Raw genomic sequence first — 25,084 nt, 5'->3', positions numbered from 1 at the left:
CCGAAGAAAGAGAGTCATCCGAAAGGATGTAATATATTTTTATTAACCATTTAACAAATAGGAGATCGAACTATGAGTGTAAATTACAAATTAGTGCGGAAGAAAAATCCGCAAAAGAAAAGCGAACCTGCCAAATGGTATGCCACGCCCAACAGTGCAAAACCCTTGGCGCAGAAAGCCCTGACCCGTGCCGCCACGGAGAACACTACCACGGCGCCCATCGAGATGGAGGCGGCCATGGAGCTGCTGGCAGCCTTCATTCCGCAACAGCTTCAGCAGGGTCACACGGTGAACGTGCCCGGCATGGGTACATTCCGCCTCACCTTCAAGAGCGAGGGCGTGGAAGACATCGACAAGTTCAATGCCGGGCAGATGATAAAATCGCCCCGCATCGTCTTCACCCCCGCCAAAGAGCTGCGTGAGAGAACTCTGCAAGGCATCAGCTATGAGAATAGCGGCGTACTTGAGAATAAAATCAACTATGCTTCGTTGGCGGACTACCGCAAAGCCAAAGGACTGCCGACGCCTGCACCGGGCGGCACGGGCGGCAGTACAGGCGGCGGCAGCGGCTCGGGCGGCCAGGGAGAGAATCCGCTTGGTTAGTGGTTGTTAGCGGTTAGTGGTTAGTTGTTAGTTGTCAGTGGTGAGCGATTAGTGAGTGGTGAGTGAAAAACAGAAAGCTTCAAAGCCACACGAACAGCGCTCACCACTTATCACTCACCGTTCATCACTTATCGTTAACCGTTCGCCACTCACCGCTCATCACTCACCGTTCACCGCTCATCGACTAACCGTTAAACACTACTACCCATGGCTCCCTATCGAATTACCAAAAGAATACGGGCGGCTGAATTCCGCAAGAGCTGCCTGATAAACATCGACATGACGAAAAGCTCATTTACAGCCTACGACCGCTCGGCCTTGCTATTGCACGCCATATACCCGCAACTGCCCCTCCGGCACGTGACCGGCGAAGACGGAATGACGCATCCGATGGTGACGGACATCCCGCAGAAAATCATCCGCGAGGTGTGCCGCAAGTACCGGTTGGTGGAGGCGACGGCAGCAGTAATCAGCGGTAAGTGATTAAGCATGAAAGGGTAGAGAGAGGTAAAAACTTAACTTTGACGAAAAGTTATGTGGATGATCGGCACAGTTTTTGGAGACTATACAGCAGCCAGTTCTTTACCCAATGCATGCAAAGCTTCCTTGATTTGGTTAATCCGTTCCTCACTCGGCTTCTTTATACCGTAAATATATTTAGAGAGCAGGCTCTTGTTTATACCCAAATTGCGTGCCACCTCGGACACATTCAGTTGCGGAAAATGATTGAATATCTTTGCCACCTCATTGTCGTACATAGGTTCTTCCGTGTCATAAAAGCTCGATATGTGTATATCCTCATCCAATTCAGCCCAGCGGAGCGCTTCGCCCCTCATCTCTAAGGTGTAGCGTTTACGTTGGCTTTCGGTAGCGTCCTTTAATAAAGGGAAAGCCTCTAAAGGACGACTGTATACCTTATCGTCGCTTGAAAGCATGTAAATCCTCTCATTCTCAAACCAAACACCCTTAATTGTTTCCATATTTTCCTTGTTTTAGTGATATTCGTTCTACTTTCCTATGATATCGTCTCTATACATCTCAGTAAGTTCCAAAGCCCGCTTTAAGTATTTTGCTTTCAGCCCGTGGTTATATACTAATTTGATCTCGGGTTCGATTTGAATCTTTGCATCGTCATCTCCTTTTACCACGTGTACGTGAATTGGAGTGTGGTCTTCTGAAAAGAAAAAGAACCGAAGTCCAAATATCTCAAAGATAGTAGGCATGTTTCATCTCTTTAGTTACACAAAACAAAAGTAGGGATAAAATTTATCCCTACAAGCGCTTGGCAATCTTTTTCAAAGTGTGCCGCAAGTACCGGCTGGTGGAGGCAACGGCAGCAGTAATCAGCGGTGAGCAGACGGTAGGTGGTAGACGTCTAATCCCTAACGCCTATCAAAGGCCGAATGCCGCCTTCACCTTGTCTACATAGTCCAGCTTCTCCCAAGTGAAGAGTTCCACCTCTACTTCCTTGTCGCCCTCGTAGCGGCTGCGGAAGTGCTTCACCACGGTTTGCGGTTCGCGTCCCATGTGTCCGTAGGCAGCCGTCTCCTGATAGATGGGATTGCGTAGCTTGAGGCGCTCTTCGATGGCTTTCGGACGGAGGTCGAACAGTTCGTCTATTTTCCGGGCAATCTCACCGTCGCTCATGCCTACGTGGCTGCGGCCGTAAGTATCTACAAAGATATTGATGGGGCGTGCCACGCCGATGGCATACGACACCTGCACCAGCATCTCGTCCGCCACGCCGGCGGCCACCAGATTCTTGGCAATGTGGCGTGCCGCATACGCCGCGCTGCGGTCTACCTTCGAAGGGTCTTTCCCGGAGAAAGCGCCGCCGCCGTGAGCACCCTTGCCGCCATACGTGTCTACGATAATCTTGCGTCCCGTCAGTCCGGTATCTCCGTGAGGCCCGCCGATGACGAATTTTCCGGTGGGGTTGACGTGATACGTGATGCGGTCGTTGAACAATGCCAGCACCTTTTCGGCATGGATGGAGGCGATGACGCGCGGCATCAGCACTTCGATGACGTCCTTGCGGATGACGGCAAGCATCTCCTCGTCGGCCTTCAGCTGTGCGGCTTCGCTCTCGTCGGCAGGTTGCACAAAGTCGTCGTGCTGCGTAGAAACCACGATGGTGTCTATGCGGACGGGGGTTCCGTTGTCGTCGTACTCTATGGTTACTTGGCTCTTGGCGTCGGGGCGGAGGTAGGTCATCACCTTGCCCTCGCGACGGATGTCGGCCAACACCTGCAAGATGCGGTGAGCAAGGTCGAGCGAGAGCGGCATGTAGTTTTCCGTTTCGTTGGTGGCATAGCCGAACATCATGCCTTGGTCTCCGGCTCCCTGTTCCATGGGGTCTTGCCGTTCCACGCCCCGGTTGATGTCGGGACTTTGCTCGTGAATGGCGCTCAGCACGCCGCACGAGTTACTCTCGAACATATACTCGCCTTTTGTATAGCCGATTTTCTTGATTACTTCGCGTGCGATGAGTTGCAGGTCAACGTACGCTTTTGTTTTCACTTCGCCCGCCAGCACCACCTGTCCGGTAGTGACCAGTGTTTCGCAAGCTACTTTCGAACTGGGGTCGTAAGCCAACAGTTTGTCAAGCACAGCGTCCGATATTTGATCGGCCACTTTGTCGGGGTGTCCTTCAGACACCGATTCGGATGTGAATAAATAGCCCATTTCTTCAATGATAATTAATGGTTGATAATTGATGGTTCAATGAGAGGTGGAAGTGGGCAATGAGCAGATGCGCCGGGCAGGAAGCCGTCAGAAAAGGATGTGTTTTTAGCATTTTTTTCTGTGGTTGCAAGCTACTCAAATCTTTCCACATATCATTTTATGGGCGCAAAGATAATGCTTTCTTCTCAAACTCCTCTTTCTGCAAGCGGTATTAACATTCTATAAACAAAGAAGAGGGTTGCCATCTTTCATAAACAGCCAATCGTTTAGGTATACGATGTATCTGTTTTCAATAGAAAGTACGTTTTTTTTGTCTTTGATAACGATATTACCTGTAGCCGAATAGCCGAATCTGATTATAGGCATTTCTTTCGGCACGGGAAATAGCGCTCCAAGCATATATTTTATTACTCCGTTTTCGGCATTGCCTTTGGACGAAAATTTGGTTATTACAGCCTGCGAAAGGCTGTTCCTCTCTTCCCGCACCTTGCAGGACTATCGGGATAAATGCATTTTCCCCTACACGCAGATTGCTGGGAAGATACTTTATCGATTGTCTGACCAGCAACGAATTTTGGAGGAGAGTTATGTCAGCCGAAATGGTGTTTGGTGATTTCGTAGAAGATTGTGGGCGACAGAACAACTGGACGGATTCCACGTATGAGAAATTTGCAGCAGTGAAGAATCATTTGACCAACTTTCGTAAAGCACTTACCTTTGAGTTCTTTGACGAGCAAGGTTTGAATGATTATGTTAGTTATCTGCGTGATGTCTTTCTCTTCCAATGCTTCACAGGTTTGCGCTATTCGGATGTATTCAATCTCCGCAGAAGTGATATTAAAGGCGACCATATTGAAGTTACAACGGTTAAGACTTCCGATAGTTTGATTATCGAACTGAACAATCACAGTAAGGCAATTCTTGATAAGTATAAGGATGTGGTGTTTGAAAATGATAAGGTACTGCTAGTGATTACCAATCAGAAGATGAACGATTATCTTAAAGAATTGGCAGAAATGGCAGGGATTGATGAACCTGTGTGCCAAACTTATTACAAAGGTAATGAGCGCATAGATGAGGTTACGCCTAAATATGTCCTGCTGGGATTTCCAATATTCTTGTAGGTCGACAATGTCTTCGTCAAAACGAAAAACGTTTCTCCACAGTGTTAAAGCTGAATTTATATTCATTGTATTCTGTATAAGTTCATATATTTGCATCTGTAACGGATATAGAAAAAATCAATGGAACAGAAAAAAGAGCATAGCAACCTCATCAAGGAGCATTTGAAGAAGCGAGGCATCACCCAAACGTGGCTCGCCAAAGAATTGGGCATGAGCTTCAGCATCACCAACGCTTACGTTTGCAACCGAAAGCAACCTAACCTTGCTATTATCTTCAAAGTGGCAGACTTACTCAATGTTTCACCCAAAGAATTAGTAAAGTAAAATGGCAAAGAAAGAAGCACAAACAGATATATGGGTATATGAGCTACTGAAGTCGGCTCATATAGATTTATGCTACCAAAGCTCAGATATTCCTGAAATAGAGAAAGCATTGAAAACTGCCTCTAAAGCAGAATCAGGAAAAGTAGGTAAGCCAGAGTTTGTTGGGGTCGTAAAAGACTTTGTATTAGTCATCGAGAATAAAGCCAACATTGTTTGTCACGAGCAACGAGATAAGGATAATAATCTCCTTGAAGACATAGCAAGTAAACAGGGGTATGCTGTAAATGGTGCGTTACACTATGGACGGCATATAATTCAACATACGAATTACAAGAAAGTCATTGCTATTGGTGTTTCTGGAGATGAAAAACGTCATCGTATTACCCCAATCTTTTTGGATGACAGTCTTTATCCTAAAGAGTTGGCAGATGTAGAAACCTTTATCTCTTTCAATGAAGATAATATTGATCGTTACTACCATCGTGAGATTTTACAAGAAGAAAGCGAGGAGGAAAAGACTACTGCCGAGATACTCAAAGACGCAGAAACGCTGCACGAGATGCTTTGGAAAGGAGGTCTGACCAATCAAGAGAAACCGCTTGTGGTTTCAGGGATTTTGTTAGCGCTTCGAGAGGAAAGCTTTAAGGGATTTTCCATTGACGAACTTACAGGCGATACGGTTAAATCCGATGGCAAAAAAATATATGATGCCATCGAAGCCAATCTTACTCGTGCTAATGTTTCGCCCACTACGAAGAGGGATAAGATTTTGGTACAGTTTGCAGTCATTAGAGATAATCGTAAGATTAACGATAAAGACCCAAAGAGCAAGAAAACACTCCTACGTGAATATACCGAATTTTTACGAGAGAGTATTCATCGTTCTATCCTTTATTCTCAGTCCGCGGATGATTATTTAGGCATGTTTTATGGGGAGTTTATGGCTTACTCGGGTAAGGATGGGCAAAATCTGGGAATAGTTCTTACTCCAAGACATATTACAGAACTATTCTGCGACTTGATAGGGTTGAAAACCTCAGACAGAGTACTCGACCCTTGCTGTGGAACAGGAGGCTTTCTCATTGCAGCTATGCACTCAATGTTACAACAGACAGACTGTTTAGACCTTCAACGCTCTATACGCAAAGAACAATTGATGGGTATTGAACTACAAGACTACATGTTTACTATTGCTACAACCAATATGATATTGCGTGGTGATGGCAAGAGCAATTTGCACAACTTCGATTTCCTTGCTGAGTCTGCGAGTAAGCTTCAAAAAGAGATGCACTGCACAGTCGGAATGATGAACCCTCCTTATTCACAGGGGAGTAAAGACGATCCTGATAAGTACGAGATCGCTTTTACTGAACATTTGCTTGATTCCCTAAGCGAGGATGCAAAGGCAATTGTCATTATACCTCAGTCTTCTGTTACAGGTAAGACCACCACTGAGAAAACCATCAAGCGTAATATCCTCAAACACCACACACTCGAAGGGGTGATAACGCTCAATAATAATACCTTCTACGGTGTCGGTACAAATCCTTGTATCGCCATCTTTACGGCAGGCGTGCCACACCCTAAGGAGAAGAAGTGCAAGTTCATCAACTTCGAGGACGATGGTTTCATTGTAGCTAAGCACGTGGGGTTAGTGGATAATGGCACTGCCAAAGACCGCAAACAGCATCTTCTTGATGTATGGAATGGAAAAATAGAAGCAGAAAGTAAATTCTGCGTGGAAACTACGATTGAACCAGAGGACGAATGGTTGCATTCGTTCTACTATTTTAATGATGAAATCCCGAGCGAGGAAGATTTCCGCAAAACGATGGCAGACTATCTTACCTTTCAGTTCAATATGATTACCCACGGAAGAGGCTACCTCTTTGAAAACACTGCAGGCGATGAGTAAGAAGTTAAAACTGACTGATAGGGAGTGGAGGGAATTTGTCTTTGGGGATCTTTTTGATATCTCATCAACGAGTAGTAGTATTGATAAGAAACGACTTACAGGTATACTTGGCAATAACCCCTACATAACTCGTAGTGAAAATAATAATGGAATAGATAGCTTTATTGATAAGCAGGCTTGCTTCTTGATGGATGAAGCTAATGTTATCACTATTGGACTTGACACCCAAACTGTATTCTATCAATCTTTTCCTTTTTATACTGGGCAGAATATTCAGGTCGTAAGACATCCTCAGCTTAATAAGTATAATGCTCTATTCGTTATTAGAGTAATCAAGATACTTGTTCAGAAGTTTAGTTGGGGAAGTTATGGTGCAACCTTAACTCGCCTAAGACGAGGAAAGTTGTTTTTGCCTGTTGATACCAATCATCTACCCGACTGGGCTTTTATGGAAGCCTTTATGAAGCAGGTAGAGGACGAACTTTTATCAGAAGTTCGCCCCAAGCTGGAAGCACAACTACTTGAGCATATCATAAGCCTTGGTGCATTGGAAGACAGGGAATGGAGAGAGTTTTATTTCTCAGACATCTTCACTCGTGTAGAAAGAGGTAAAAGATTAAAGAAAGGCGACCATATAGAAGGAACTACTCCTTATGTATCTTCCACAGCTATGAACAATGGAATAGATGGTTTCGTTGGTAATAGGGAACGGGTACGTATTTTCTCTGATTGCATAAGCCTTGCCAATAGTGGAAGTGTTGGAAATGCATTCTTTCAAGAGTTTGAGTTCGTTGCAAGCGACCATGTAACATCGCTCCAAAAGGAAGGAATAGACAAGTATGCTTACCTATTTATGCTTCCTATTATTAGTAGACTTTCCGAGAAATACAGTTTCAATAGAGAGATAAATGATTTACGCATTTCAAGAGAACGCCTGATGCTCCCTATCCAAGCCGATGGTACGCCTGACTGGGAATTTATGTCCGCTTTTATGAAGAAAGTAGATCAAGATACACTTAGCGATGCATTGCGCTACTTCAATTGCAACAAATGCAAACAAATGTTAATGGGGGGGGGGTAAAATGAGACCTTTCTTTATGGAAGATATTCTATATATTGTTAATGGGGTAAGGCTTACCAAGGCTGATATGACAATAGGTAATCGCCCTTTTGTTGGAGCTTCTGAAGTGTGCAATGGTATTACAGAGTTCGTAGACAATGCTAATGCTAGCATTGACAAAGAGGTTTTGGGCGTGAATTACAATGGTAGTGTTGGCTTTTCGTTCTATCATCCCTACGAAGCCCTCTTCTCTGACGATGTAAAACGTGTACGCTGGAAAGATGAAGACGCCAACAATAAGTATACTCTCCTTTATCTCTCCACCGCCATTGCTCAGCAACGCAGTAAATATGCCTACGGCTATAAATTCAATGCCCAACGTATGAAGCGACAAATCATTATGCTCCCCTCCCAAGCAGACGGTATCCCCGACTACGCCTATATGGAGCAAACTATGCGTGTGATGGAGTATGATGTACTCAGAACATATCTAAATTCAATAAATGTATGATTAAGAAGTTTCTCAAAATCAACAACCTTGGGGTCTTCAAAGACTTTGAATGGGATAAGAATGTCGTAGGTCCTCAAGGAAAGCCAGTAGTCCTGGAAGACATAAACATTTTTTGGGGGAGGAATTACTCTGGAAAGACTACGATTTCTCGGATTTTTCGTGCATTTGAAGTGAGGGCAGGACTCGAGAAATATGAGGGCGGAACTTTCAAGTTTGAAATGAATGATAAGAGTACTGTTGATGAAAACACCTTGGAGAACTTATCTTATCCCGTCCGTGTATTCAACGAAGATTTTGTTAGAGAAAATCTACTCTTTATCAATGCTCCAGAGCAAGGAGTTGCACCATTTGCCGTTTTAGGTGGAAATGTGGAGATAGAGCAAGAGATTCAGAAAATCAAGGGAAAACTAGGCTCGTCGGAAGAGGGAAACGAGACAGGACTTTATCGAGAGAAATTTGAGATAACTAATGCCTATAACACTGCACATAAAAACTATCAAGATGAACAGAATAGTCTAGAACAGAGATTGAAAAATAAAGCTCTTGCAAGAGATGTTGGAATTAAGTACCAGCCAGAAGTATATGGAGATCAAAATTATACAACCCAAAAGCTCAAGGATGATTTAACCCATGTTAAAAAGGAAGATATCCTTACCAATGAGCAAGTTGATGAACTAAAAGCCTCATTGAAAGAAGAACTGAGGCCGATACCTAGCATAAATGAAGTCGTATTTCCTAGCTTTGAAGAAATCAATACAAGAGTAAAAAGCATTGTAGAACAACAAATCTTAGCTTCAAATAAGATAGAGGAACTTGTTCATAATGCTATGGCTCACAAATGGGTGGAGGAAGGTTGTGAATTGCATAGAGATAGGGATACTTGTTTTTTCTGCGGGGGAACAATTACAGAGTCTCGATGGGCAACTTTAGAACGCCATTATGATGAGGCAACAAAGGAATTAAAGTCAAGTATAGAAAAAGCTATTAAGTGGATAAATGATAGTATTCAGATAGCTCAAGAACTCTACAAAGTTTCACCAAGTAACTATTATCCCTGTTTTAAGAATGAGCTAGAGGGGATAAATAAAGACATGGATATTTTCCGAAAAAATCTCATCTCTACCTTAGAAAGTATACTCCAACAATTAAAGAGCAAACAAGAAAGCATTCACACAACTCTTGCCTATACAGAATATACCTTTGATTTCACAGCCATAGGGGCAATATATCAACGCATCCAAAATCTTAATGAGAGTGCTAGTCTGTATGGTAGCAATTTAAGCAAAGTGCAGGCAGAAAATCGAATAAAACTCCGTCTAAGCGAGGTCGCTCGCTTTAAAGAAGAAATTGGATATTCTAATACGTTGGCTACGATTGCAGAAAAAGAGCGTATCGCTAATGAGCAGAAAACTCTCAAAGAGCAGAAAGAATCGGATATTCGTACACTTGAATACGAAGTAAAAGCCAAGGAACGCCTCCGCCAAAACGAAGAAGAAGGGGCAAGAAGGGTAAATGAGATTCTTCAGAACTACTTTGGGCATCGATTTATTGAACTAAGATCAGTAAAGAAAGAAGACAAAGAGGGTATTTATTTTGATGTGTTCAGGCAAGACAAGAAAGCTTATAATCTTAGTGAGGGGGAGAGAAATCTTATTGCCTTTGCTTACTTCGTCGCTAAACTCAGTGATGTTAATACTGTCTCAGAAAAGCCAATGATCTGGATAGATGACCCGATATCAAGTTTAGATGCAAATCATGTCTTCTTTGTCTTCTCCTTAATAGACCAGCAGGTAGTAGCAAAGGAGCAGTGGAGTCAGCTCTTTATATCTACGCACAATCTTGACTTCTTACGCTATCTCAAACGCATACATACAAGCAAACAACGTGCATGGTTTTTGATTGAACGGCAAGGCGATCAGTCTTGTCTACGAAGCATGCCTAAGTATATGAAAGAGCATGTGACAGAGTTTAATTACTTATTTCACCAAATCCACAAATGTAGTCAAGCTACCGAAAGTGAAAATCATGAGCTATTCTACAACTTTGGGAATAATGCACGTAAGTTTTTGGAGGCGTATCTTTACTATAAATACCCTGATAACGAGATAAATTGCCTCCATAAGAAGATGAAGCGTTTCTTCTCTAATGGATGTGAGGCTACTACTATAGATCGTATAGATAACGAACTTTCTCACCTCGAGGGATTAATAGAGAGAGGAATGTCTATATCTGATCATGCTGAAATAAAGAAATGTGCCCAGTATATACTGGGGGCTATCAAAACAAAAGATCCAGATCAATACAATGCTTTTCTTGAGAGCATAGGAGTAAGCAATAAGGAGTAATGAGTATTCTCCTTGTATTTTTTTGGTGCAATAAAGGGTGTAGATCACGTAACTCGTTGATTTGCCCCCTTGTTTGCGGAGAGACAGGGCACTATAAAATATTTGGTAGAGAGTTGGCAATGAGGGCTGATGCTTGTTGGTAACATAAAGATTGACCATATTAAAGCTTTTCCCCAAACGAATTGACAGTTCCGTTTGGCTCATTCTTCTTTCAATGCTTCCTTTATCTTGTTCATATAGCACATGTGAGACCATCTTTTTCGAGTGCAAAATTACATAACTCTATTGGGTATCATGCAGGAAATTGCTTTTATTTTCATTTGGTCTTGCACTTTTTTCTATAGGTCTGTCCATATCCGTTGAAATCTTCCGGTCTGTGATTTGAGCATAGATTTGTGTGCTGGCAATTGATGCATGTCCCGTCATTTTGGCAATATTCTCTATCGGAACACCGGCTTCTAATACCGGCGTACCGAAAGAATGCCGGCCTACATGTGTGGTCAAGGGTATGGCAATTACTGCTCTCAGTTGCAGGGTTTTCAGGAGGAAACGATAGGTCTCGTAGCTGATATTCGGCAAAAGCGTGTCCCGCTCATCTGAGCTATATGTATCAAGCAGAGCAACGACTTGAGGTAGAAGTTTTACCCGACAAAGGGTGTTTGTCTTTTGCCTTCTAAATTTAAGCCATATATCCCCTGCGTCATCCTGAAGTGCGCTACTCTTTCATTTAAAATCTGTAAAAATATTCGGAGGGTTATAATGCCATCTCTTCGTCCTACCATGTTCTTGTCATGTTCTTGTCATGTTCGTGTTGATATGCTCGCTATGGACAAGAAGTAAACACGGAGATGATAAAAGTGCATATCCACTTTTTCGAAGGTGGGAGAGGCTTTTATTTGCTGTGCATGGAATCCAAAAAAACATTTTGTTGAACGCTTTTGCCTTTTTTCATTTGCGGGAGAAAAATATGCGTCATATCTTTGCCGGCGTAACGGAAACACAAACACCGATACACGCCGGACGGAGGAGGTAAGGAAATTGCTGCAGAAGTTTCTCGGGCATCCCCACCTCGGCAACACAAACTTTTTATTAACACAAAAAACTTTTTAATAATGGGAACAATTACAAGAGGAATTCTCGGAGGATTTTCGGGAAAAGTAGGCACCGTGATAGGCAGTAACTGGAAAGGCACCAGCTACATGAGGGCATTGGCCTTGAAGATAAAAGACGCGAACACGGAAAAGCAGCGGCACCAGCGAGCCAAATTCATCATAGCGAATAATTTCCTGAAAACGATGACGCCTTTCATACGCTTCGGCTACAAGGGGTATGCAAAAACACAATCGGAATACAATGCAGCGATGTCATACATCATGAAAAATGCGATGACCGGCAGCAAAGATACCTTAGCCATAGATTATGACAAGGTATTGCTGACACGGGGCAGCCTGACGACAGCGGTGAATCCCACAGCTTCCATAACCGGAAACAAGGTGATGTACACTTGGACGGACAACAGCGGAACAGGCGACGCGCAAGCCACCGACCGCGCCATGTTGCTGGTCTACAACAAGAAAAAGGGTGAGGCCATGTATGACATCGATGCTGCCGTACGCTCGGTCGGCAAGGCTCAACTGGACCTGCCTGCGGCATGGAGCGGTGATGCCTTGGCTGTGTACCTCGGTTTCCGAAGTGAAGATGGCCGAAGCGTGGCCAACAGCACTTGCCTGAAAAACGACGCTGAAAGCGGCGGCGGTGGAGAGTCGGGCAGCGAACCGGGAGGAGGCGAGAACCCGCTCGGATAAACACGGAACGGGCATTTCTCCCAATCCGGCCTGAAAGCCGGACTTTGAAGCGGGAAGCGGCATTTTCGATATGCGGCTTCCCGCTTTTCGGCCATATCCGGGAGCGGCACATGCCGCCTGCGCACTCCGAAAATTATCTTAAAACGACCTTGTCAACCGACTGTTCCGACTGCGGGGGAGGGTCACTTCAGGCGCAATCTCCATTAGCGGATTCATCACGAAGTCGCGTTCCTGCATGAGCGGATGGGGGAGCGTCAGTTCGGGGGTATCGAGCACGACGGGCGTACCGTCGGATTCGAAGCAGAGCAGCAGGTCGATGTCTATCACTCTGTCGCTGTACGCGCCATTCACCGATTTGCGGGCACGCCCCATCTCACGCTCTATCTCTTGCGTGATTCTCAATACTTCCAACGGACGGAAGGCGGTTTTCGTACAAAGGGCGGCATTGAGGAAGGTGTTCTCCGAGGTGAATCCCCACGGGGCAGTAGCATAGAAAGAAGACAGGGAGAGAATTTTCCCTATCTTCTCCTTTATCTTCTGCACGGCAAGAAGCAGGTTCTGCTCCTTATCGCCGAGATTAGTGCCGAGACTGAAAAAAAAGTACATCACTAACCGCTACTTTCACCTATCGGTTATCAGCATCGCGTCGCCGTAGGTGCCGAAGCGGTAGCCTTCTTTCAATGCTACGTCGTAGGCCTCCATCACTTGGTCGTATCCGCCGAAAGCGGCCACAATCATCAGCAGGGTGGAAAGCGGCATGTGGAAGTTGGACACCATGGCGTTGGCTACGGTGAAGTCGTAAGGGGGGAAGATGAATTTGTTTGTCCAGCCGTCGTATGTCTTCAGATGTCCGTCCGTGCTGACGGTACTCTCGATGGCGCGCATCACGGTGGTTCCTACGGCGCATACCTGCTTTCCCATGTCTTTGGCACGGTTCACCGTCTTTACGGCTTCTTCGTTCACAATCATCTGCTCGGAATCGGTCTTATGCTTGGTGAGGTCTTCCACGTCGATGTCGCGGAAGTTCCCTAATCCTGCGTGCAGGGTGATGTAGGCAAAATCGATGCCTTTTATCTCCATGCGTTTCATCAGTTCGCGGCTGAAGTGCAGACTGGCGGTAGGTGCCGTTACCGCCCCTTCGTTGCGGGCAAAGATGGATTGGAAACGCTCGGCATCCTCCGCTTCCACGGGGCGGTTGATGATGCTGTGCGGCAACGGTGTCTCGCCCAACGCATAGAGGGCTTTCTTAAATTCATCGTGCGGGCCGTCGTAGAGGAAACGGAGCGTACGTCCGCGCGAAGTGGTGTTGTCAATCACTTCGGCCACCATCGATTCGTCTTCGCCGAAATAAAGTTTGTTGCCGATACGGATTTTGCGGGCGGGGTCTACCAGCACATCCCATAACCGGAACTCTTCGTTCAGCTCGCGCAACAGAAACACTTCGATGCGTGCGCCGGTCTTTTCCTTGTTGCCGTACAGACGGGCGGGAAACACTTTGGTGTCGTTGAAGACAAATACATCCTTGTCGTCGAAATAATTCAGGATATCCTTGAATGTCTTGTGTTCGATTTTACCTGTCTTGCGGTGCAATACCATCAGGCGCGATTCATCTCTGTACTTCGTGGGATGCAAAGCTATCTTCTCTTCGGGAAGCTTGAATTTAAATTGCGACAGTTTCATATTATATATATATGTGTGCTAATGTGCCGATATGCTTGTGTGGCGGTGAAGCGTGAAGCTACGGCACGATGTTAATAATTCTATTGGTTCTTTTCTTCTGTTTCAATTTCTTGTGCGTCTATCCATTCCTTGAAATCGAGCGGATCCAGGCAGTCTTCTATGCGTACATCGCCCACACGGGTACGTTGAAGAGCCGTGAGGTGCGCCCCGCTCTCCAATGCTTGGCCGATGTCGCGGGCCAAGGCGCGGATATAGGTTCCTTTGCTGCACACTACCCGCACCTTGATTTCGGGCAGGTTGCATTCCAGCAACTCTATCTCGTCGATGACCAGCAGTTTGGGCTTCAGCTCCACCTCCTTGCCTTTGCGGGCAAGGTCGTAGGCGCGTTTGCCATTCACCATACAGGCCGAGAATGCGGGAGGCACTTGCTCTATCTCGCCGATAAATTTCTTCAAGGTTTCCTCCACCAGCCGGCGGGTGATGTGTTCCGTGGGGTAGCGGGCGTCTATCTCATGTTCCAAATCGTATGAGGGAGTGGTGGCACCCAATTGTATGGTGGCTACATACTCCTTGGTATGATATTGGAACTCTTCGATTCTTTTTGTGGCCTTGCCCGTGCAGACAATCATCACACCCGTGGCAAGCGGGTCGAGCGTACCGGCATGTCCTACCTTCAGCTTCTTCACTTTCATCCGCCGGCAGATGTGGTAGCGTGCATGTCCCACAACCTTGAACGATGTCCATCCTAACGGCTTATTGAAATACAATACTTCTCCTTCTTTGAAATCCATGCTTACATTATTTCCAGTGTATGCCCGGTCAGCAACATAATCAATATCAGTCCGCCCACTGCGATGCGATACCAGCCGAATGCCTTGAAGCCGTATTTGGTGACGAAGCTGATGAAGAACTTGATGGCAAGCAAGGCCACCACGAAGGCCACCACATTGCCTATTATCAAGGCCGGCATGTTGTTGACGATGATTTCCGTTCCGCCGTCAAGAAACAGTTTCAGCATCTTGTAGGCGGTGGCGGCAAACATGGTGGGAACAGCCAGAAAGAACGAGAACTCGGCCGCCTGCTTGCGGGTCAGCCTCTGTGCCATGCCGCCCACAATGGTAGCCATGGAACGGGATACACCCGGTATCATGGCAATACACTGAAAGAGGCCGATGTTGAAAGCACGCTTCTCGGTCAGCACCGTGTTTTCGCTGCCTTTATCGAATATCTTGTCGCAGAACAGCATGAACACGCCTCCCACGACCAGCATAACGGCAACCACCGTCACGCTTTCGAGCAGTTGGTCTATCTTGTCGCTGAACAAAAAGCCCAGAACTACCGCAGGGATAAATGCCACCAGCAGCTTCCAGTAGAAATCGAACTTCTGCAAGGAACGCTTGGCCCATATAGCGAGTTTTGCGGATGTTCCTTTCCCGGCGGTTGCTTCAGCATCGAACACCTTGACGGGATTGAGCCGGAAAAAACGTTTCCGGTACAGCCACACCACCGAAAGAATGGCGCCGAACTGAATGATGACCGTAAAGGCTTTGACAAATTCCGTGCTCTCCACTCCCAAGAGGTTTTGCGCAATTATCATGTGTCCGGTGGAAGATACCGGCAAGAATTCCGTCAGCCCCTCGACGATGGCGATGACAATCACCTCGAATATGCTCAAGTCTCCCATCAGTCCTCAGCCTCCTCTTTCTTGGTCTTAGGCTTGCGCAGCACGGCGTATATCATGAATACAAACCCCAAAAGGCAAACCACCGGAGCCACTTTGATGCGTCTTGCGCTGAAAATGTCCGGCTCGAAAGCAGCCTGCGTAGATGCAGGGCCGGTCATCAGAAGAAAACCGATGATTACCACCGCCATGCCCACGGCAAGCAGGATAAAGTTGGTCTTATCAAAAGCGAATTTCTCTTTACTCATTTTATGTCTTTACTATTATACGGTTTTACGGTTCATTGTTTCGTGCAAGTTGCCTCTTGCCTTTAAAAGTCCTTCGGGTGTTGAGGCCGGTTGTAAACGCCGATATGCCCCCGGAGCACCTATATATAATACAGCGTGCTTGCTTTCATCCTGAGATATTTATTGATGGAAAGCAATGCGCACAGCCAAGTGATGAGTACCCCGAACACCAGTACGGCAAGAGATACCGACAGCATGACGTCGGGGGTGATGACTTTCATCAAATCGGGTTCGTATGACACCAGCCACAAGGCTGCCCCCCACAAGATGCCGTCGGCAATGAAGGCGGCCAGCACCCCGATCCAGAAGTTACGGCGCAGGAACGGGCGGCGGATAAATGCCCAGCTTGCCCCCACCAACTTCATGGTGTGGATGAGGAAACGCTTGGAATATATCGCCAGCCGGATGGTGTTGTTTATCAGTGCAAAGGAGATAAAGGTCAGTATCACGGCCAGTCCCAGCAACAACAGGCTGATGTTTCGTATGTTGTCGTTCACGGCATCTATCAGGTCTTTCTGATAGAGCACTTCCTGAATATTGGTATTCTTCTTGATCAGTTTCTCTATTTTGGCGATGCTGTCGGAATTGGCGTAGTCGGAGTGCAGCTTTATCTCGATGGAGGCGGTGAAAGGGTTGTAGCCGAGGAACTCTTGCGGGTCGGTGCCCATCGCCTCGGTCTGCTCGCGCAGGGCCTGCTTCTTGGAGATGTATTCCGTCTGCTTCACGAAGGCTTCCTTATCCAGCTTCTTTTGAAGTTTCAGGATGTCGCCCTCCTTCATGTCGTCGCTGATGAGTACGGAAAAGCTGATGTTTTCTTTGACGTACACGGACAGGTTGTGGGCTGCCAGTACAAAAAACACGACCAGTCCCAACAGCAGCAACACCAACGTCGTGCTGATGCTGGACGTGATGAACTGCATGTCAAAATAGGATATCGAGTTGTTTTTAGCTTTCATCGGTCACTGTCTTATATCTGTTATCGCCCTGCTTCCCGGTCTTTTCCGTCGGCAGGCATTCGTCATTTTTTTCTGAACACGTAAATCATCGAACTGCTGCGCTCTTTCTTCACCAGCGCACTGAACCATGCCAGCGTGCCCACAATCATCCCTTTGAGGAAAGTGCACGAGTGCCTCATGTGCCGTTCCGTCAGCATGGACACATAGAAAGCGTCGAACGGCATGGGATGCCTCTCGGCCAATATGAATCCGTGTTTGGCTCCGAATTGTTGTATGGTGGCGGGGGTGAAATGCCACAAATGGCGGGGCACATCGTAGGCGGCCCAATAGGCGCCGTACTTCTTGGCGTCGAAAGAGGAGCTGTTGGGCACTGCCACAATCAGTACGCCTTTTTCCGTCAACAGGGAATGCAACGTTTCCCATGTCTCATTGAGTGGTTCCAGATGCTCCATGACGTGCCACAGGGTGATGACATCGAAACTGTCCGGAGTGAAATCTTTTAAAGCAGTATGGGGCTTTACGTCCATATTGAAGTGCTCCTTGGCGAATGCGCGTGCTTGCGGACTTTTCTCCACTGCCTCCACCTGCCAGCCGCGGCGCTGCATGGCATCGGCAAAGTAGCCCGTCCCCGTACCTATATCCAGCAGACTCCCCGTCTTGCGGTGGGCTTCGCGCATCACGAGGGCCGCTTTGCGCTTCAGCATGTAGTTGCGCACCCAATGATATACGGAGTTCATCGCTCCTTTTTTCGTATCCGTGTGCGAAATATAATCGGAAGCCTCATAATATCGTCCGATTTCGCTCTCTGCGGGAGCGTCTTGCGTAAGGAGAAATCCGCAGTCCCGACAGCGGCACAGATGGAACATCTCGCCTGATACGTAATGGTCTACACAAGTCAGGGCACGCTCCAAATGCGTTCCGCCACACAACGGACAAGTTTTTATAGTGAGTTTATTCATCGAACGTTCTGCCAACAAGGAAGTGTGCACCCCGCATCATGACAAGGCACACCAACCCCGAATTTGGTGCAAAATAACAAATAAAAACTGATTTACAAGGCTTTCGTTAAGGAGATTTAAGAGTAAAGCCGCAGGGTGGATGCTTGGTGAGACTTATTTTCCCGCCTGTTTTTCTATGATGAAACAATTTACACTGCCATTTTCTGCCTCTTTTTCTTGTTATTTCTTTATGATTTCTTTTTCTTTGTTCTTTTTAGGGCATATCCCTTTTTGGAAAATTTTCAACAGGCTCTTATAAGCCATTAAGATCATTGTATCTATGAAATACGGAGTATCTCCAAATATCCTTCTCATTACTGCCGGGACGATATGGATACTGGCCGGGGCCAATATCCTGCGCATCGGGCTGATATGCTGGATGGACGACGGGCACTATTGGTTGTTTAAGGTTTGTGAAGCCTGTTTGATATTCTTTTTGTTCTTCGGCGTTATCTTTCATAGGCTGTACAAGAAATATACTTTGCGCATTTCGCAGAAAAAGGGGAAGCACTGCCCTTTCTCTTTCTTCGATGTAAAAGGGTGGATTGTGATGGCGTGCATGATTACGATGGGGGTCGTGATACGCGTCTACAGCCTTTTGCCCAAAACTTTCATCGCCGTGTTCTACACCGGACTTTCTTTGGCGCTTCTCGGCACAGGGTTGCGCTTCATCGGATATTGGTGGAGAAACCGTTTTGTGCTGAATCCATAACAGAATACCTCCTATGTCTGCATTCAATCCTGAAACCCTCGCGTTTATCCATGAACACCGCAACGACGATGTGCGAACGCTTGCCCTGAAAACCGGCAAGTTTCCTGCCGTAGATATGCCTGCCGCCATCACGCAAATAGCCGGACGACAGACGGTCAGAGAGAAAGTGCCTGCATGGGCGGAGCAAGAAGGCATTCTCTATCCCGTCCACCTCTCTTTGGAACAATGTTCGTCGGAATCGACGGCGCGTCATAAGGCAGACATCATCCGCCGGATAAGGCATGCCTCTGCCTCGGAGAATAAGATTCCGGATGAAGTAGAGGGTACGTTTACCGATTTGACGGGAGGTTTCGGAATAGACTGCGCTTTTCTTTCTGCCTGTTTCCGGGAAGCCACCTACGTGGAGAGGCAAGAGGCGCTTTGCGACATAGCCGTGCATAACTTTCCGCTTTTAGGTTTGAAGCACATAACTGTCTGTCACGATGACTGTATCCGGCATCTGCAACAGATGCAGCCTGCCGACTGGATTTTCATCGACCCTGCCCGTCGTGACGGACAAGGAGGAAAGGTCGTGGCTATCAGCGACTGCGAACCGGATGTCGCTGCTTTGGAAGAACTGCTGCTCGAAAAAGCGGAGCATGTATTGATTAAACTGTCGCCCATGTTGGACCTGGCACTTGCTTTGAACAATTTGAAGCATGTGCAGGAGGCTCATATCATTTCGGTAAACAACGAGTGCAAGGAGTTGTTGCTCGTATTGGGGCGCAGCGAAACCTTGCCGACGGATGTTATTCCCATTCATTGCACCAACCTCACCGGTGCAGGCTTAGCCCAAACTCTTACCTTCTGCCGTCGGCAGGAGAAGGAGAGCACGTGCCGGTTTGCCTCTGTGCCGCAGGCCTATCTTTACGAGTCGAACGCCTCCATCCTGAAAGGTGGAGCTTTCCGTTGCGTTTCTCATATATATAAGGTAGAGAAGTTACACCCCAACAGCCACCTTTACACTTCCGACGAATATATATCCGACTTTCCCGGCCGTAAGTTTCAGGTTCTCGGCAGTTGCGGTTTCGGCAAGAAGGAGATAAAAGAACTGTTGGGCGTAGCAAAGAGGGGAAATCTCACAGTGCGCAATTTCCCCTCTTCTGTTGCCGAGCTGCGCAAACGGTTGAAGCTGACAGAGGGCGGTGATGTTTACTTCTTCGCCACCACGCTGGCCGACGAGAAGAAAGTGCTGATACGCTGCCGCCCTATGGGCTGACGTCTGCCGTCTGCCTATTCGTCTTTTTCTTCCAAAAGGAAAATCTCGTTTACCGGCTTCCCGAATATCCGGGATATTTTCAGTGCCAACAGCGTGGAAGGGATGTATTTTCCCGACTCTATGGCATTGATTGTCTGCCGGCTAACTCCTATGGCATCTGCCAGTTGTTGCTGCGTCATCTGCTTGATGGCTCTTTCTACTCTTAGTGTATTAGTCATTGCTGTTTCTCCTGAATTTATAAATTTCAATACGGTATTTTATCATAAACAAGAGCAGCAAGATGAAAGGAGCTATGAACATAAAGGTCAGAAACGGCATTCCGTAAATCAGCAATGTGCCCAAGATGATGAGCGCATAGCTGACAATAGTGGCCCAAATAAGGGCCTGCGAACGGATGGCGGCAATGCATTCGTCTTCACCTTTCTCTTTGGCCAGACAAATAAACAGGAGAGACAGGGTCAGCCCTATCATTCCTATCTCGTCGAACACGGAGTCGGTAATGATTTCTCTTTGGAAGAGAGAAAATACGGGAATCTTTAACCAGTTGTTCCAATCGGAATTGCTCGATAGACAAATCAAATCCATTACGAATGTCGGGAAAAACAGAATCCAACCTATTTTCCTGAAATAAGTCGGAAGCAGATAATTTGTTTTCATACTGATATAGTTTTTTAAGTGACGACGCAAAGGTAATGTTTGCTTTACATAAAAACAAGTATTCTTTACTAAAAGTCGTGTTTCCTTTTCTTGAAAGGAACTGATAGAACCGGAGTTTTTCCTCAAAAAGATTATCATCTATAAGCCCTGTTATGTTGAAAAAGAAACCCGCCATTGATATTAACTTCATCAATGACGGGTAATTTATGATATTCTGATATATTGTATCGAACTTACGTAATTTTGCGATGCGCAAATATATGTGTTCGCTATCTTTTCACCAATGAATTACTGTTTTTTATCTGTTTTTCCACAAATCGGTCATGGCTTTCTCTTCCTGACGGATGCGTATGGCAAGAAAACAGATATAAACCGGCAGTCCGATTGCCAAGGTATGCCACGCATTACAGAGCAGAGCCACCCCGATCAGCTCGGGCAAGATATTCAGGTAATAGTTAGGATGACGCACCGTCCTGAAAAGGAAACTTCTCTCTATGCGCTGATTGGGAACGATATATAGTTTTACCGTCCAAACATCTCTCAACTTATAGATGACGTAAAACAGCATTGCATAGGCAAACCCCATAACGGCAACACCCCATACTGAGAAATAATTGAATCCGCTACCCGAAGCATAAGCTTCGTACAGGGAGGAAAAATAGTATGCTATATGCGCCAAAGTCAGTAAAAGCGAGTTCAACTTGCCGTATTGTACTGCTCCCTTTTTCAGGATGCGTTTCTCGTTGCGGATGGAATAAGAGAGAGAAACCAGCCGGAGGGCGAAGAAGATGACGAATGTGATAATAATGCACTGCATATAATTAGATTTTACCAATTGTTATTGCTAATATCCATCTCCGCTTCTTCATGATCCGAGGCAGAGAAGAGACTTCTCTTAAATCTTATCGCCGAACGCCAAATCTCCCGCATCGCCCAAGCCGGGCACGATGTAAGAATGTTCGTTCATATCGGGGTCGATGGCGGCACACCATAAAGTCACTTCATCTCCGGGGAAGAGCTTCTCCAAGTGTTCTACTCCCTGCCTGCTGGCTATGACGCAAGCTATCTGCAATTTGGAAGGAGTGCCTTTGGTAAGGAAAGCCTTCCATGCAAGTTCCATGCTTTCGCCCGTGGCAAGCATGGGGTCTACCAGCAACAAGGTTTTCTTTGACAAGTCTGGAGTGGCGATGTATTCGATGTGTACATCTACCGTGCGGCACTCTTTGTCCTTATAATAACGGTAAGCAGAAACGAAGGCGTTGCCGGCACAGTCGAACACGTTCAGAAAGCCCGTATGCAAAGGCAGTCCGGCACGGAAGACAGTGGCAATCACCACGTCATCGTCAGGGGTGCTGACCGATGCCACTCCCAATGGGGTTTGTACTTGCTTGACGGAATAAGTCAGTTCTTTACTCATTTCATAAGCCATAATTTCTCCGATACGTTCGATATTACGCCGGAAACGCATGCGGTCGCTTTGGATTGCCACATCGCGAATCTCCGCTACGTATTGGTTCAAGACAGAATCTGTCTCGGCAAAGTTGACAATTTTCATTGTTATTATTGGGTTAATATGTTTTGGGTTGTATCTCTTCGACGAAATGCGGGTGCAAAAGTAAATGAATTTCATCCAATTTGCAACATTCAGTTAGCAGATATTGTTACTGTTCTATAAAAGACTTCTTATTACAGAAAAATTTCTCTAATAGAATGTTTCTTTTAAAAGAAAGTATTACTTTTGTAAGCGAAAAACAAGGGGCTTATCAAAAAGCAGTCAAAGTAGCGAACTTTTCATGCAATTTTTCCCTTGCAAATCATAAGGTAAAAAGAGATTATAAACCAAAATACCAAATTTTAAAATCTTAAAAAGAAATGGCAAATTTAGATTTAAGCAAGTACGGTATCAAAGACGTGAAGGAGATTATCCACAACCCGTCTTATGATGTATTGTTCGCTGAAGAGACCAAGCCGGGTCTGGAAGGCTTCGAAAAAGGCCAAGTAACTGAACTGGGTGCTGTGAACGTAATGACGGGTATCTATACCGGACGTTCTCCTAAAGATAAATTCTTCGTGATGAATGAGGCCAGCAAGGATTCTGTATGGTGGACGTCAGAAGAATACAAAAACGACAACAAACCTTGCTCCGAGGCAGCTTGGGCCGACCTGAAGGCTAAAGCCGTAAAGCAATTGAGCGGCAAACGTCTGTTTGTGGTCGATACTTTCTGCGGAGCCAACGAGGGCACTCGCATGAAAGTGCGCTTCATCATGGAAGTGGCATGGCAGGCTCATTTCGTGACCAACATGTTCATCCGTCCCACAGCAGAAGAGCTGGCTAATTACGGAGAACCCGATTTCGTATCGTTCAACGCCTCCAAAGCAAAAGTAGACAACTACAAGGAACTGGGGCTGAACTCCGAAACAGCTACCGTATTCAACTTGAAGACCAATGAACAGGTTATCCTGAACACTTGGTACGGCGGCGAGATGAAGAAAGGCATGTTCTCCATCATGAACTACAAGAACCCGCTTCGCGGCATCGCTTCCATGCACTGCTCTGCCAATACCAACAAGGAAGGCACCGACTCTGCCATCTTCTTCGGCCTCTCCGGTACGGGCAAGACAACCCTGTCTACCGACCCGAAACGTCTGCTCATCGGCGACGACGAGCACGGATGGGACGACGAAGGCGTATTCAACTACGAAGGCGGATGCTATGCCAAGGTCATCAACCTGGATAAAGAAAGCGAACCCGATATCTATAACGCCATCAAGCGCGACGCCCTGTTGGAGAACGTAACTGTCGACGCCAAAGGCAAGATTGACTTCGCGGACAAGAGCGTGACAGAGAATACCCGTGTCTCTTATCCCATCGATCACATCGAGAACATCGTTAAGCCCGTATCCAAAGGTCCTCATGCCCATCAGGTAATCTTCCTGTCGGCTGACGCATTTGGCGTATTGCCTCCGGTATCTATTCTGAACCCCGAACAGGCTCAGTACTACTTCCTGTCAGGCTTCACCGCCAAACTGGCCGGAACGGAACGTGGCATCACCGAACCCACTCCTACATTCTCCGCTTGCTTCGGTGCCGCTTTCTTGAGCTTGCACCCCACTAAATATGCGGAAGAATTAGTGAAGAAGATGAACAAAGTAGGCGCCAAGGCATACTTGGTAAACACCGGTTGGAACGGTAGCGGCAAGCGTATCTCCATCAAAGATACTCGCGGCATCATCGACGCCATCCTCAATGGTTCTATCGACAAGGCTCCGACAAAGACTATTCCTTTCTTCGATTTCGTAGTTCCTACTGCGTTGCCGGGTGTCGATCCGAAGATTCTCGATCCTCGCGACACGTACGACTGTGCTTGCAAGTGGGAAGAAAAAGCAAAAGACTTGGCCGGTCGCTTCATCAAGAACTTCGCCAAGTTTACGGGCAACGCAGCCGGTAAGGCTTTGGTTGCTGCCGGTCCGAAACTCTGATAGAAGCGGATTATATATTTTTAGGCGACTTCCGGTATCGGGAGTCGCCTTTTTTTCTTTTGAAAACAGTTGTTCGTTAAACCTACCCAACCTGCCATTATGATATCTGAGTTCGGGATAAGAAGTACGTGGGTGCCTGCCGCCACAAAGGCTCGGTAGCGGTCAAACGCCCCATCTTTAGCGAAAAAAGAACTGCCTGTCCCGAGTTTAAGTATTATGACAAAAAATATTACATATATTATTTTTAAACAACAGTTCTGAAAAATAGGAGGAAACACGATTGGAGATTGGCCGTACACTTAATACATTCTGCTCCAAGAGGGGATAATTTCAAATTCGGATTTATAGAAGAGGGAGGAGTAAGCGAATATTCAACCGTCTTGCATGTAATAAATTAAACAATAATTTATTACATGAAGAATAGTATGAAGAGCATGTGTTTCAGTGATTTTTTAAGCAACCGTATGGCTTTTGCCATATGATATTCGACACCCTTGACCGACATGTTCATTATCATCGCTATTTCACGATGAGTCTTTTCTTCGAAATGGTGCATGATAAAAATTCTCCGCGTCACCTCAGGCAGCTTTGCCAATGCCCGTTGCACTTGTTCCTGAATCTCCTTAGACAACAGTTCTTGGGGATTGCAGGCTTCCAGCGTGGCTATCTGTATGGACAATTTCCATTCTTCATGTTTTTGCATCTGCTCCGAAAGCATTTGGTCATAGCGACGGTTGCGCAGATAGTTGAGGCATTTGTTTCTGATAGCAGTAAAAATATATACGTATGGTAGAGACAGCGATTCTTTCTCGCCGTTTATTCTTGCCCGGTTTTCCCAATAATACATCATCGATTCCATTACGATATCTTCAGCCGCCATTTGATCGTCGACATACGTAGAAGCGAAATGGATGAATTTAGACTGATATTCGTTAAATATCTTATTGAATAAGGCTATGTCGGAATTTGTTTCTATCATTTTGTATTTTCATCTTTTTTATTT

At 46.2% G+C, this 25,084-nt stretch carries 27 protein-coding genes and 2 pseudogenes; 13 read left to right on the top strand and 16 right to left on the bottom strand.

The features are described from left to right. Positions 1 to 72: 72 nt before the first annotated feature. Together C3V43_RS09245 and C3V43_RS14695 are read left to right on the top strand one after the other, a co-directional pair. The gene (locus C3V43_RS09245; RefSeq protein ID WP_106069562.1) at positions 73 to 603 is read left to right on the top strand and encodes an HU family DNA-binding protein; all 531 of its coding nucleotides are present in this window, start codon (positions 73 to 75) and stop codon (positions 601 to 603) included. A gap of 207 nt (positions 604 to 810) precedes the next feature. Further along, the gene (locus C3V43_RS14695; protein WP_164996236.1) at positions 811 to 1,086 is read left to right on the top strand and encodes a hypothetical protein; all 276 of its coding nucleotides are present in this window, start codon (positions 811 to 813) and stop codon (positions 1,084 to 1,086) included. Between the two features lie 80 nt (positions 1,087 to 1,166). Here C3V43_RS14695 and C3V43_RS09235 read toward each other — a convergent pair whose 3' ends face one another. The 3 genes from C3V43_RS09235 to metK all read right to left on the bottom strand — a co-directional run bounded on the left by C3V43_RS09235 (position 1,167) and on the right by metK (position 3,288). Then, the gene (locus tag C3V43_RS09235) at positions 1,167 to 1,583 is read right to left on the bottom strand and encodes a DUF2442 domain-containing protein (RefSeq protein WP_106069560.1); all 417 of its coding nucleotides are present in this window, start codon (positions 1,581 to 1,583) and stop codon (positions 1,167 to 1,169) included. 27 nt (positions 1,584 to 1,610) lie between these two features. After that, positions 1,611 to 1,826 carry a DUF4160 domain-containing protein gene (locus C3V43_RS09230; RefSeq protein WP_106069559.1) on the bottom strand — a complete coding sequence of 72 codons (216 nt, stop codon included), beginning with the start codon at positions 1,824 to 1,826 and terminating at the stop codon, positions 1,611 to 1,613. Between the two features lie 169 nt (positions 1,827 to 1,995). Continuing rightward, complete coding sequence (gene metK / locus C3V43_RS09225) at positions 1,996 to 3,288, bottom strand: methionine adenosyltransferase (RefSeq protein WP_106069558.1); 1,293 nt, start codon at positions 3,286 to 3,288, stop codon at positions 1,996 to 1,998. Between the two features lie 457 nt (positions 3,289 to 3,745). On the opposite strand from metK, the pseudogene C3V43_RS14940 reads away from it, so the two are divergent. From C3V43_RS14940 to C3V43_RS09185, 7 genes and pseudogenes are all read left to right on the top strand, one after another. Further along, positions 3,746 to 3,901, top strand: a pseudogene (locus C3V43_RS14940) (helix-turn-helix domain-containing protein); the annotation flags it as partial. Beyond that, positions 3,891 to 4,394: pseudogene (locus tag C3V43_RS09210) on the top strand (site-specific integrase); the annotation flags it as partial. The pseudogenes C3V43_RS14940 and C3V43_RS09210, both read left to right, overlap by 11 nt. Positions 4,395 to 4,532: 138 nt before the next feature. Then, on the top strand, positions 4,533 to 4,736 hold the full coding sequence (locus C3V43_RS09205) for a helix-turn-helix domain-containing protein (RefSeq protein ID WP_106069556.1): 204 nt from the start codon (positions 4,533 to 4,535) through the stop codon (positions 4,734 to 4,736). A 1-nt stretch (position 4,737) separates the two neighbouring features. Beyond that, positions 4,738 to 6,651, top strand: coding sequence for an HsdM family class I SAM-dependent methyltransferase (locus C3V43_RS09200; RefSeq protein WP_106069555.1), 1,914 nt, complete (start codon positions 4,738 to 4,740; stop codon positions 6,649 to 6,651). Then, a complete protein-coding gene (locus C3V43_RS09195; RefSeq protein WP_106069554.1) occupies positions 6,644 to 7,732 on the top strand; it encodes a restriction endonuclease subunit S in 1,089 nt (362 codons plus the stop codon). Before C3V43_RS09200 ends, C3V43_RS09195 begins: the two co-directional genes overlap by 8 nt. A 67-nt stretch (positions 7,733 to 7,799) precedes the next feature. Beyond that, a complete protein-coding gene (locus C3V43_RS09190; RefSeq protein ID WP_235655832.1) occupies positions 7,800 to 8,222 on the top strand; it encodes a restriction endonuclease subunit S in 423 nt (140 codons plus the stop codon). Then, entirely contained in the window at positions 8,219 to 10,567 is a 2,349-nt protein-coding gene (locus C3V43_RS09185) for an AAA family ATPase (protein ID WP_106069553.1), read from the top strand. Before C3V43_RS09190 ends, C3V43_RS09185 begins: the two co-directional genes overlap by 4 nt. A gap of 282 nt (positions 10,568 to 10,849) precedes the next feature. Here C3V43_RS09185 and C3V43_RS09175 read toward each other — a convergent pair whose 3' ends face one another. Then, on the bottom strand, positions 10,850 to 11,257 hold the full coding sequence (locus C3V43_RS09175; protein ID WP_106069552.1) for a site-specific integrase: 408 nt from the start codon (positions 11,255 to 11,257) through the stop codon (positions 10,850 to 10,852). A 422-nt stretch (positions 11,258 to 11,679) separates the two neighbouring features. Between C3V43_RS09175 and C3V43_RS09170 the strand changes: the two genes are divergently transcribed. Beyond that, positions 11,680 to 12,372, top strand: coding sequence for a DUF6266 family protein (locus tag C3V43_RS09170; protein ID WP_106069551.1), 693 nt, complete (start codon positions 11,680 to 11,682; stop codon positions 12,370 to 12,372). Positions 12,373 to 12,510: 138 nt separating this feature from the next. Here C3V43_RS09170 and folK read toward each other — a convergent pair whose 3' ends face one another. The 7 genes from folK to C3V43_RS09135 form a co-directional block, all read right to left on the bottom strand. Next, positions 12,511 to 12,978 carry a 2-amino-4-hydroxy-6-hydroxymethyldihydropteridine diphosphokinase gene (gene folK, locus C3V43_RS09165; RefSeq protein ID WP_106069550.1) on the bottom strand — a complete coding sequence of 156 codons (468 nt, stop codon included), beginning with the start codon at positions 12,976 to 12,978 and terminating at the stop codon, positions 12,511 to 12,513. A 15-nt stretch (positions 12,979 to 12,993) separates the two neighbouring features. After that, a complete protein-coding gene (gene queA, locus C3V43_RS09160) occupies positions 12,994 to 14,052 on the bottom strand; it encodes a tRNA preQ1(34) S-adenosylmethionine ribosyltransferase-isomerase QueA (RefSeq protein WP_106069549.1) in 1,059 nt (352 codons plus the stop codon). Between the two features lie 80 nt (positions 14,053 to 14,132). Continuing rightward, positions 14,133 to 14,843 (bottom strand): tRNA pseudouridine(55) synthase TruB, encoded by a 711-nt coding sequence (gene truB, locus C3V43_RS09155; protein WP_106069548.1) that lies wholly within the window; start codon positions 14,841 to 14,843, stop codon positions 14,133 to 14,135. 2 nt (positions 14,844 to 14,845) lie between these two features. Beyond that, positions 14,846 to 15,736 (bottom strand): undecaprenyl-diphosphate phosphatase, encoded by an 891-nt coding sequence (locus C3V43_RS09150; protein ID WP_106069547.1) that lies wholly within the window; start codon positions 15,734 to 15,736, stop codon positions 14,846 to 14,848. Further along, positions 15,736 to 15,981, bottom strand: coding sequence for a DUF3098 domain-containing protein (locus C3V43_RS09145; RefSeq protein ID WP_106069546.1), 246 nt, complete (start codon positions 15,979 to 15,981; stop codon positions 15,736 to 15,738). The genes C3V43_RS09150 and C3V43_RS09145 overlap by 1 nt, the downstream gene beginning before the upstream one ends. 119 nt (positions 15,982 to 16,100) lie before the next feature. Beyond that, complete coding sequence (locus C3V43_RS09140; protein WP_106069545.1) at positions 16,101 to 16,976, bottom strand: cell division protein FtsX; 876 nt, start codon at positions 16,974 to 16,976, stop codon at positions 16,101 to 16,103. 62 nt (positions 16,977 to 17,038) lie between these two features. After that, a complete protein-coding gene (locus tag C3V43_RS09135) occupies positions 17,039 to 17,935 on the bottom strand; it encodes a class I SAM-dependent methyltransferase (RefSeq protein ID WP_106070533.1) in 897 nt (298 codons plus the stop codon). Between the two features lie 319 nt (positions 17,936 to 18,254). Here C3V43_RS09135 and C3V43_RS09130 point away from each other — a divergent pair, with 319 nt between their 5' ends. Together C3V43_RS09130 and C3V43_RS09125 are read left to right on the top strand one after the other, a co-directional pair. Beyond that, positions 18,255 to 18,686, top strand: a complete 432-nt coding sequence (locus tag C3V43_RS09130) for a hypothetical protein (RefSeq protein ID WP_106069544.1) — start codon at positions 18,255 to 18,257, stop codon at positions 18,684 to 18,686. A 13-nt stretch (positions 18,687 to 18,699) separates the two neighbouring features. After that, the gene (locus C3V43_RS09125; RefSeq protein ID WP_106069543.1) at positions 18,700 to 19,944 is read left to right on the top strand and encodes a THUMP-like domain-containing protein; all 1,245 of its coding nucleotides are present in this window, start codon (positions 18,700 to 18,702) and stop codon (positions 19,942 to 19,944) included. Between the two features lie 14 nt (positions 19,945 to 19,958). Here the strand turns inward: C3V43_RS09125 and C3V43_RS09120 are convergent, their stop codons facing one another. The 4 genes from C3V43_RS09120 to upp form a co-directional block, all read right to left on the bottom strand. Next, positions 19,959 to 20,162 (bottom strand): helix-turn-helix transcriptional regulator, encoded by a 204-nt coding sequence (locus C3V43_RS09120; RefSeq protein ID WP_106069542.1) that lies wholly within the window; start codon positions 20,160 to 20,162, stop codon positions 19,959 to 19,961. Next, positions 20,155 to 20,601: a hypothetical protein gene (locus tag C3V43_RS09115; protein ID WP_106069541.1), complete on the bottom strand. Its 447-nt coding sequence runs from the start codon at positions 20,599 to 20,601 to the stop codon at positions 20,155 to 20,157. The genes C3V43_RS09120 and C3V43_RS09115 overlap by 8 nt, the downstream gene beginning before the upstream one ends. A gap of 298 nt (positions 20,602 to 20,899) precedes the next feature. Beyond that, the gene (locus C3V43_RS09110; RefSeq protein ID WP_106069540.1) at positions 20,900 to 21,418 is read right to left on the bottom strand and encodes an isoprenylcysteine carboxyl methyltransferase family protein; all 519 of its coding nucleotides are present in this window, start codon (positions 21,416 to 21,418) and stop codon (positions 20,900 to 20,902) included. A gap of 78 nt (positions 21,419 to 21,496) precedes the next feature. Continuing rightward, positions 21,497 to 22,156, bottom strand: a complete 660-nt coding sequence (gene upp / locus C3V43_RS09105) for a uracil phosphoribosyltransferase (RefSeq protein WP_106069539.1) — start codon at positions 22,154 to 22,156, stop codon at positions 21,497 to 21,499. 317 nt (positions 22,157 to 22,473) lie between these two features. Here upp and pckA point away from each other — a divergent pair, with 317 nt between their 5' ends. Continuing rightward, positions 22,474 to 24,081, top strand: a complete 1,608-nt coding sequence (pckA, locus tag C3V43_RS09100; RefSeq protein WP_106069538.1) for a phosphoenolpyruvate carboxykinase (ATP) — start codon at positions 22,474 to 22,476, stop codon at positions 24,079 to 24,081. A 409-nt stretch (positions 24,082 to 24,490) separates the two neighbouring features. On the opposite strand, the gene C3V43_RS09090 is transcribed toward pckA, so the two are convergent. Next, positions 24,491 to 25,060: an RNA polymerase sigma-70 factor gene (locus tag C3V43_RS09090; protein ID WP_106069536.1), complete on the bottom strand. Its 570-nt coding sequence runs from the start codon at positions 25,058 to 25,060 to the stop codon at positions 24,491 to 24,493. Between the last annotated feature and the right edge of the window lie 24 nt (positions 25,061 to 25,084).

Source organism: Prevotella heparinolytica (assembly GCF_002998535.1).
GTDB lineage: Bacteria > Bacteroidota > Bacteroidia > Bacteroidales > Bacteroidaceae > Bacteroides > Bacteroides heparinolyticus.
The sequence above is the reverse complement of the archived record's forward strand: the minus strand, read 5'-3'. Positions and strand labels throughout refer to the sequence as shown.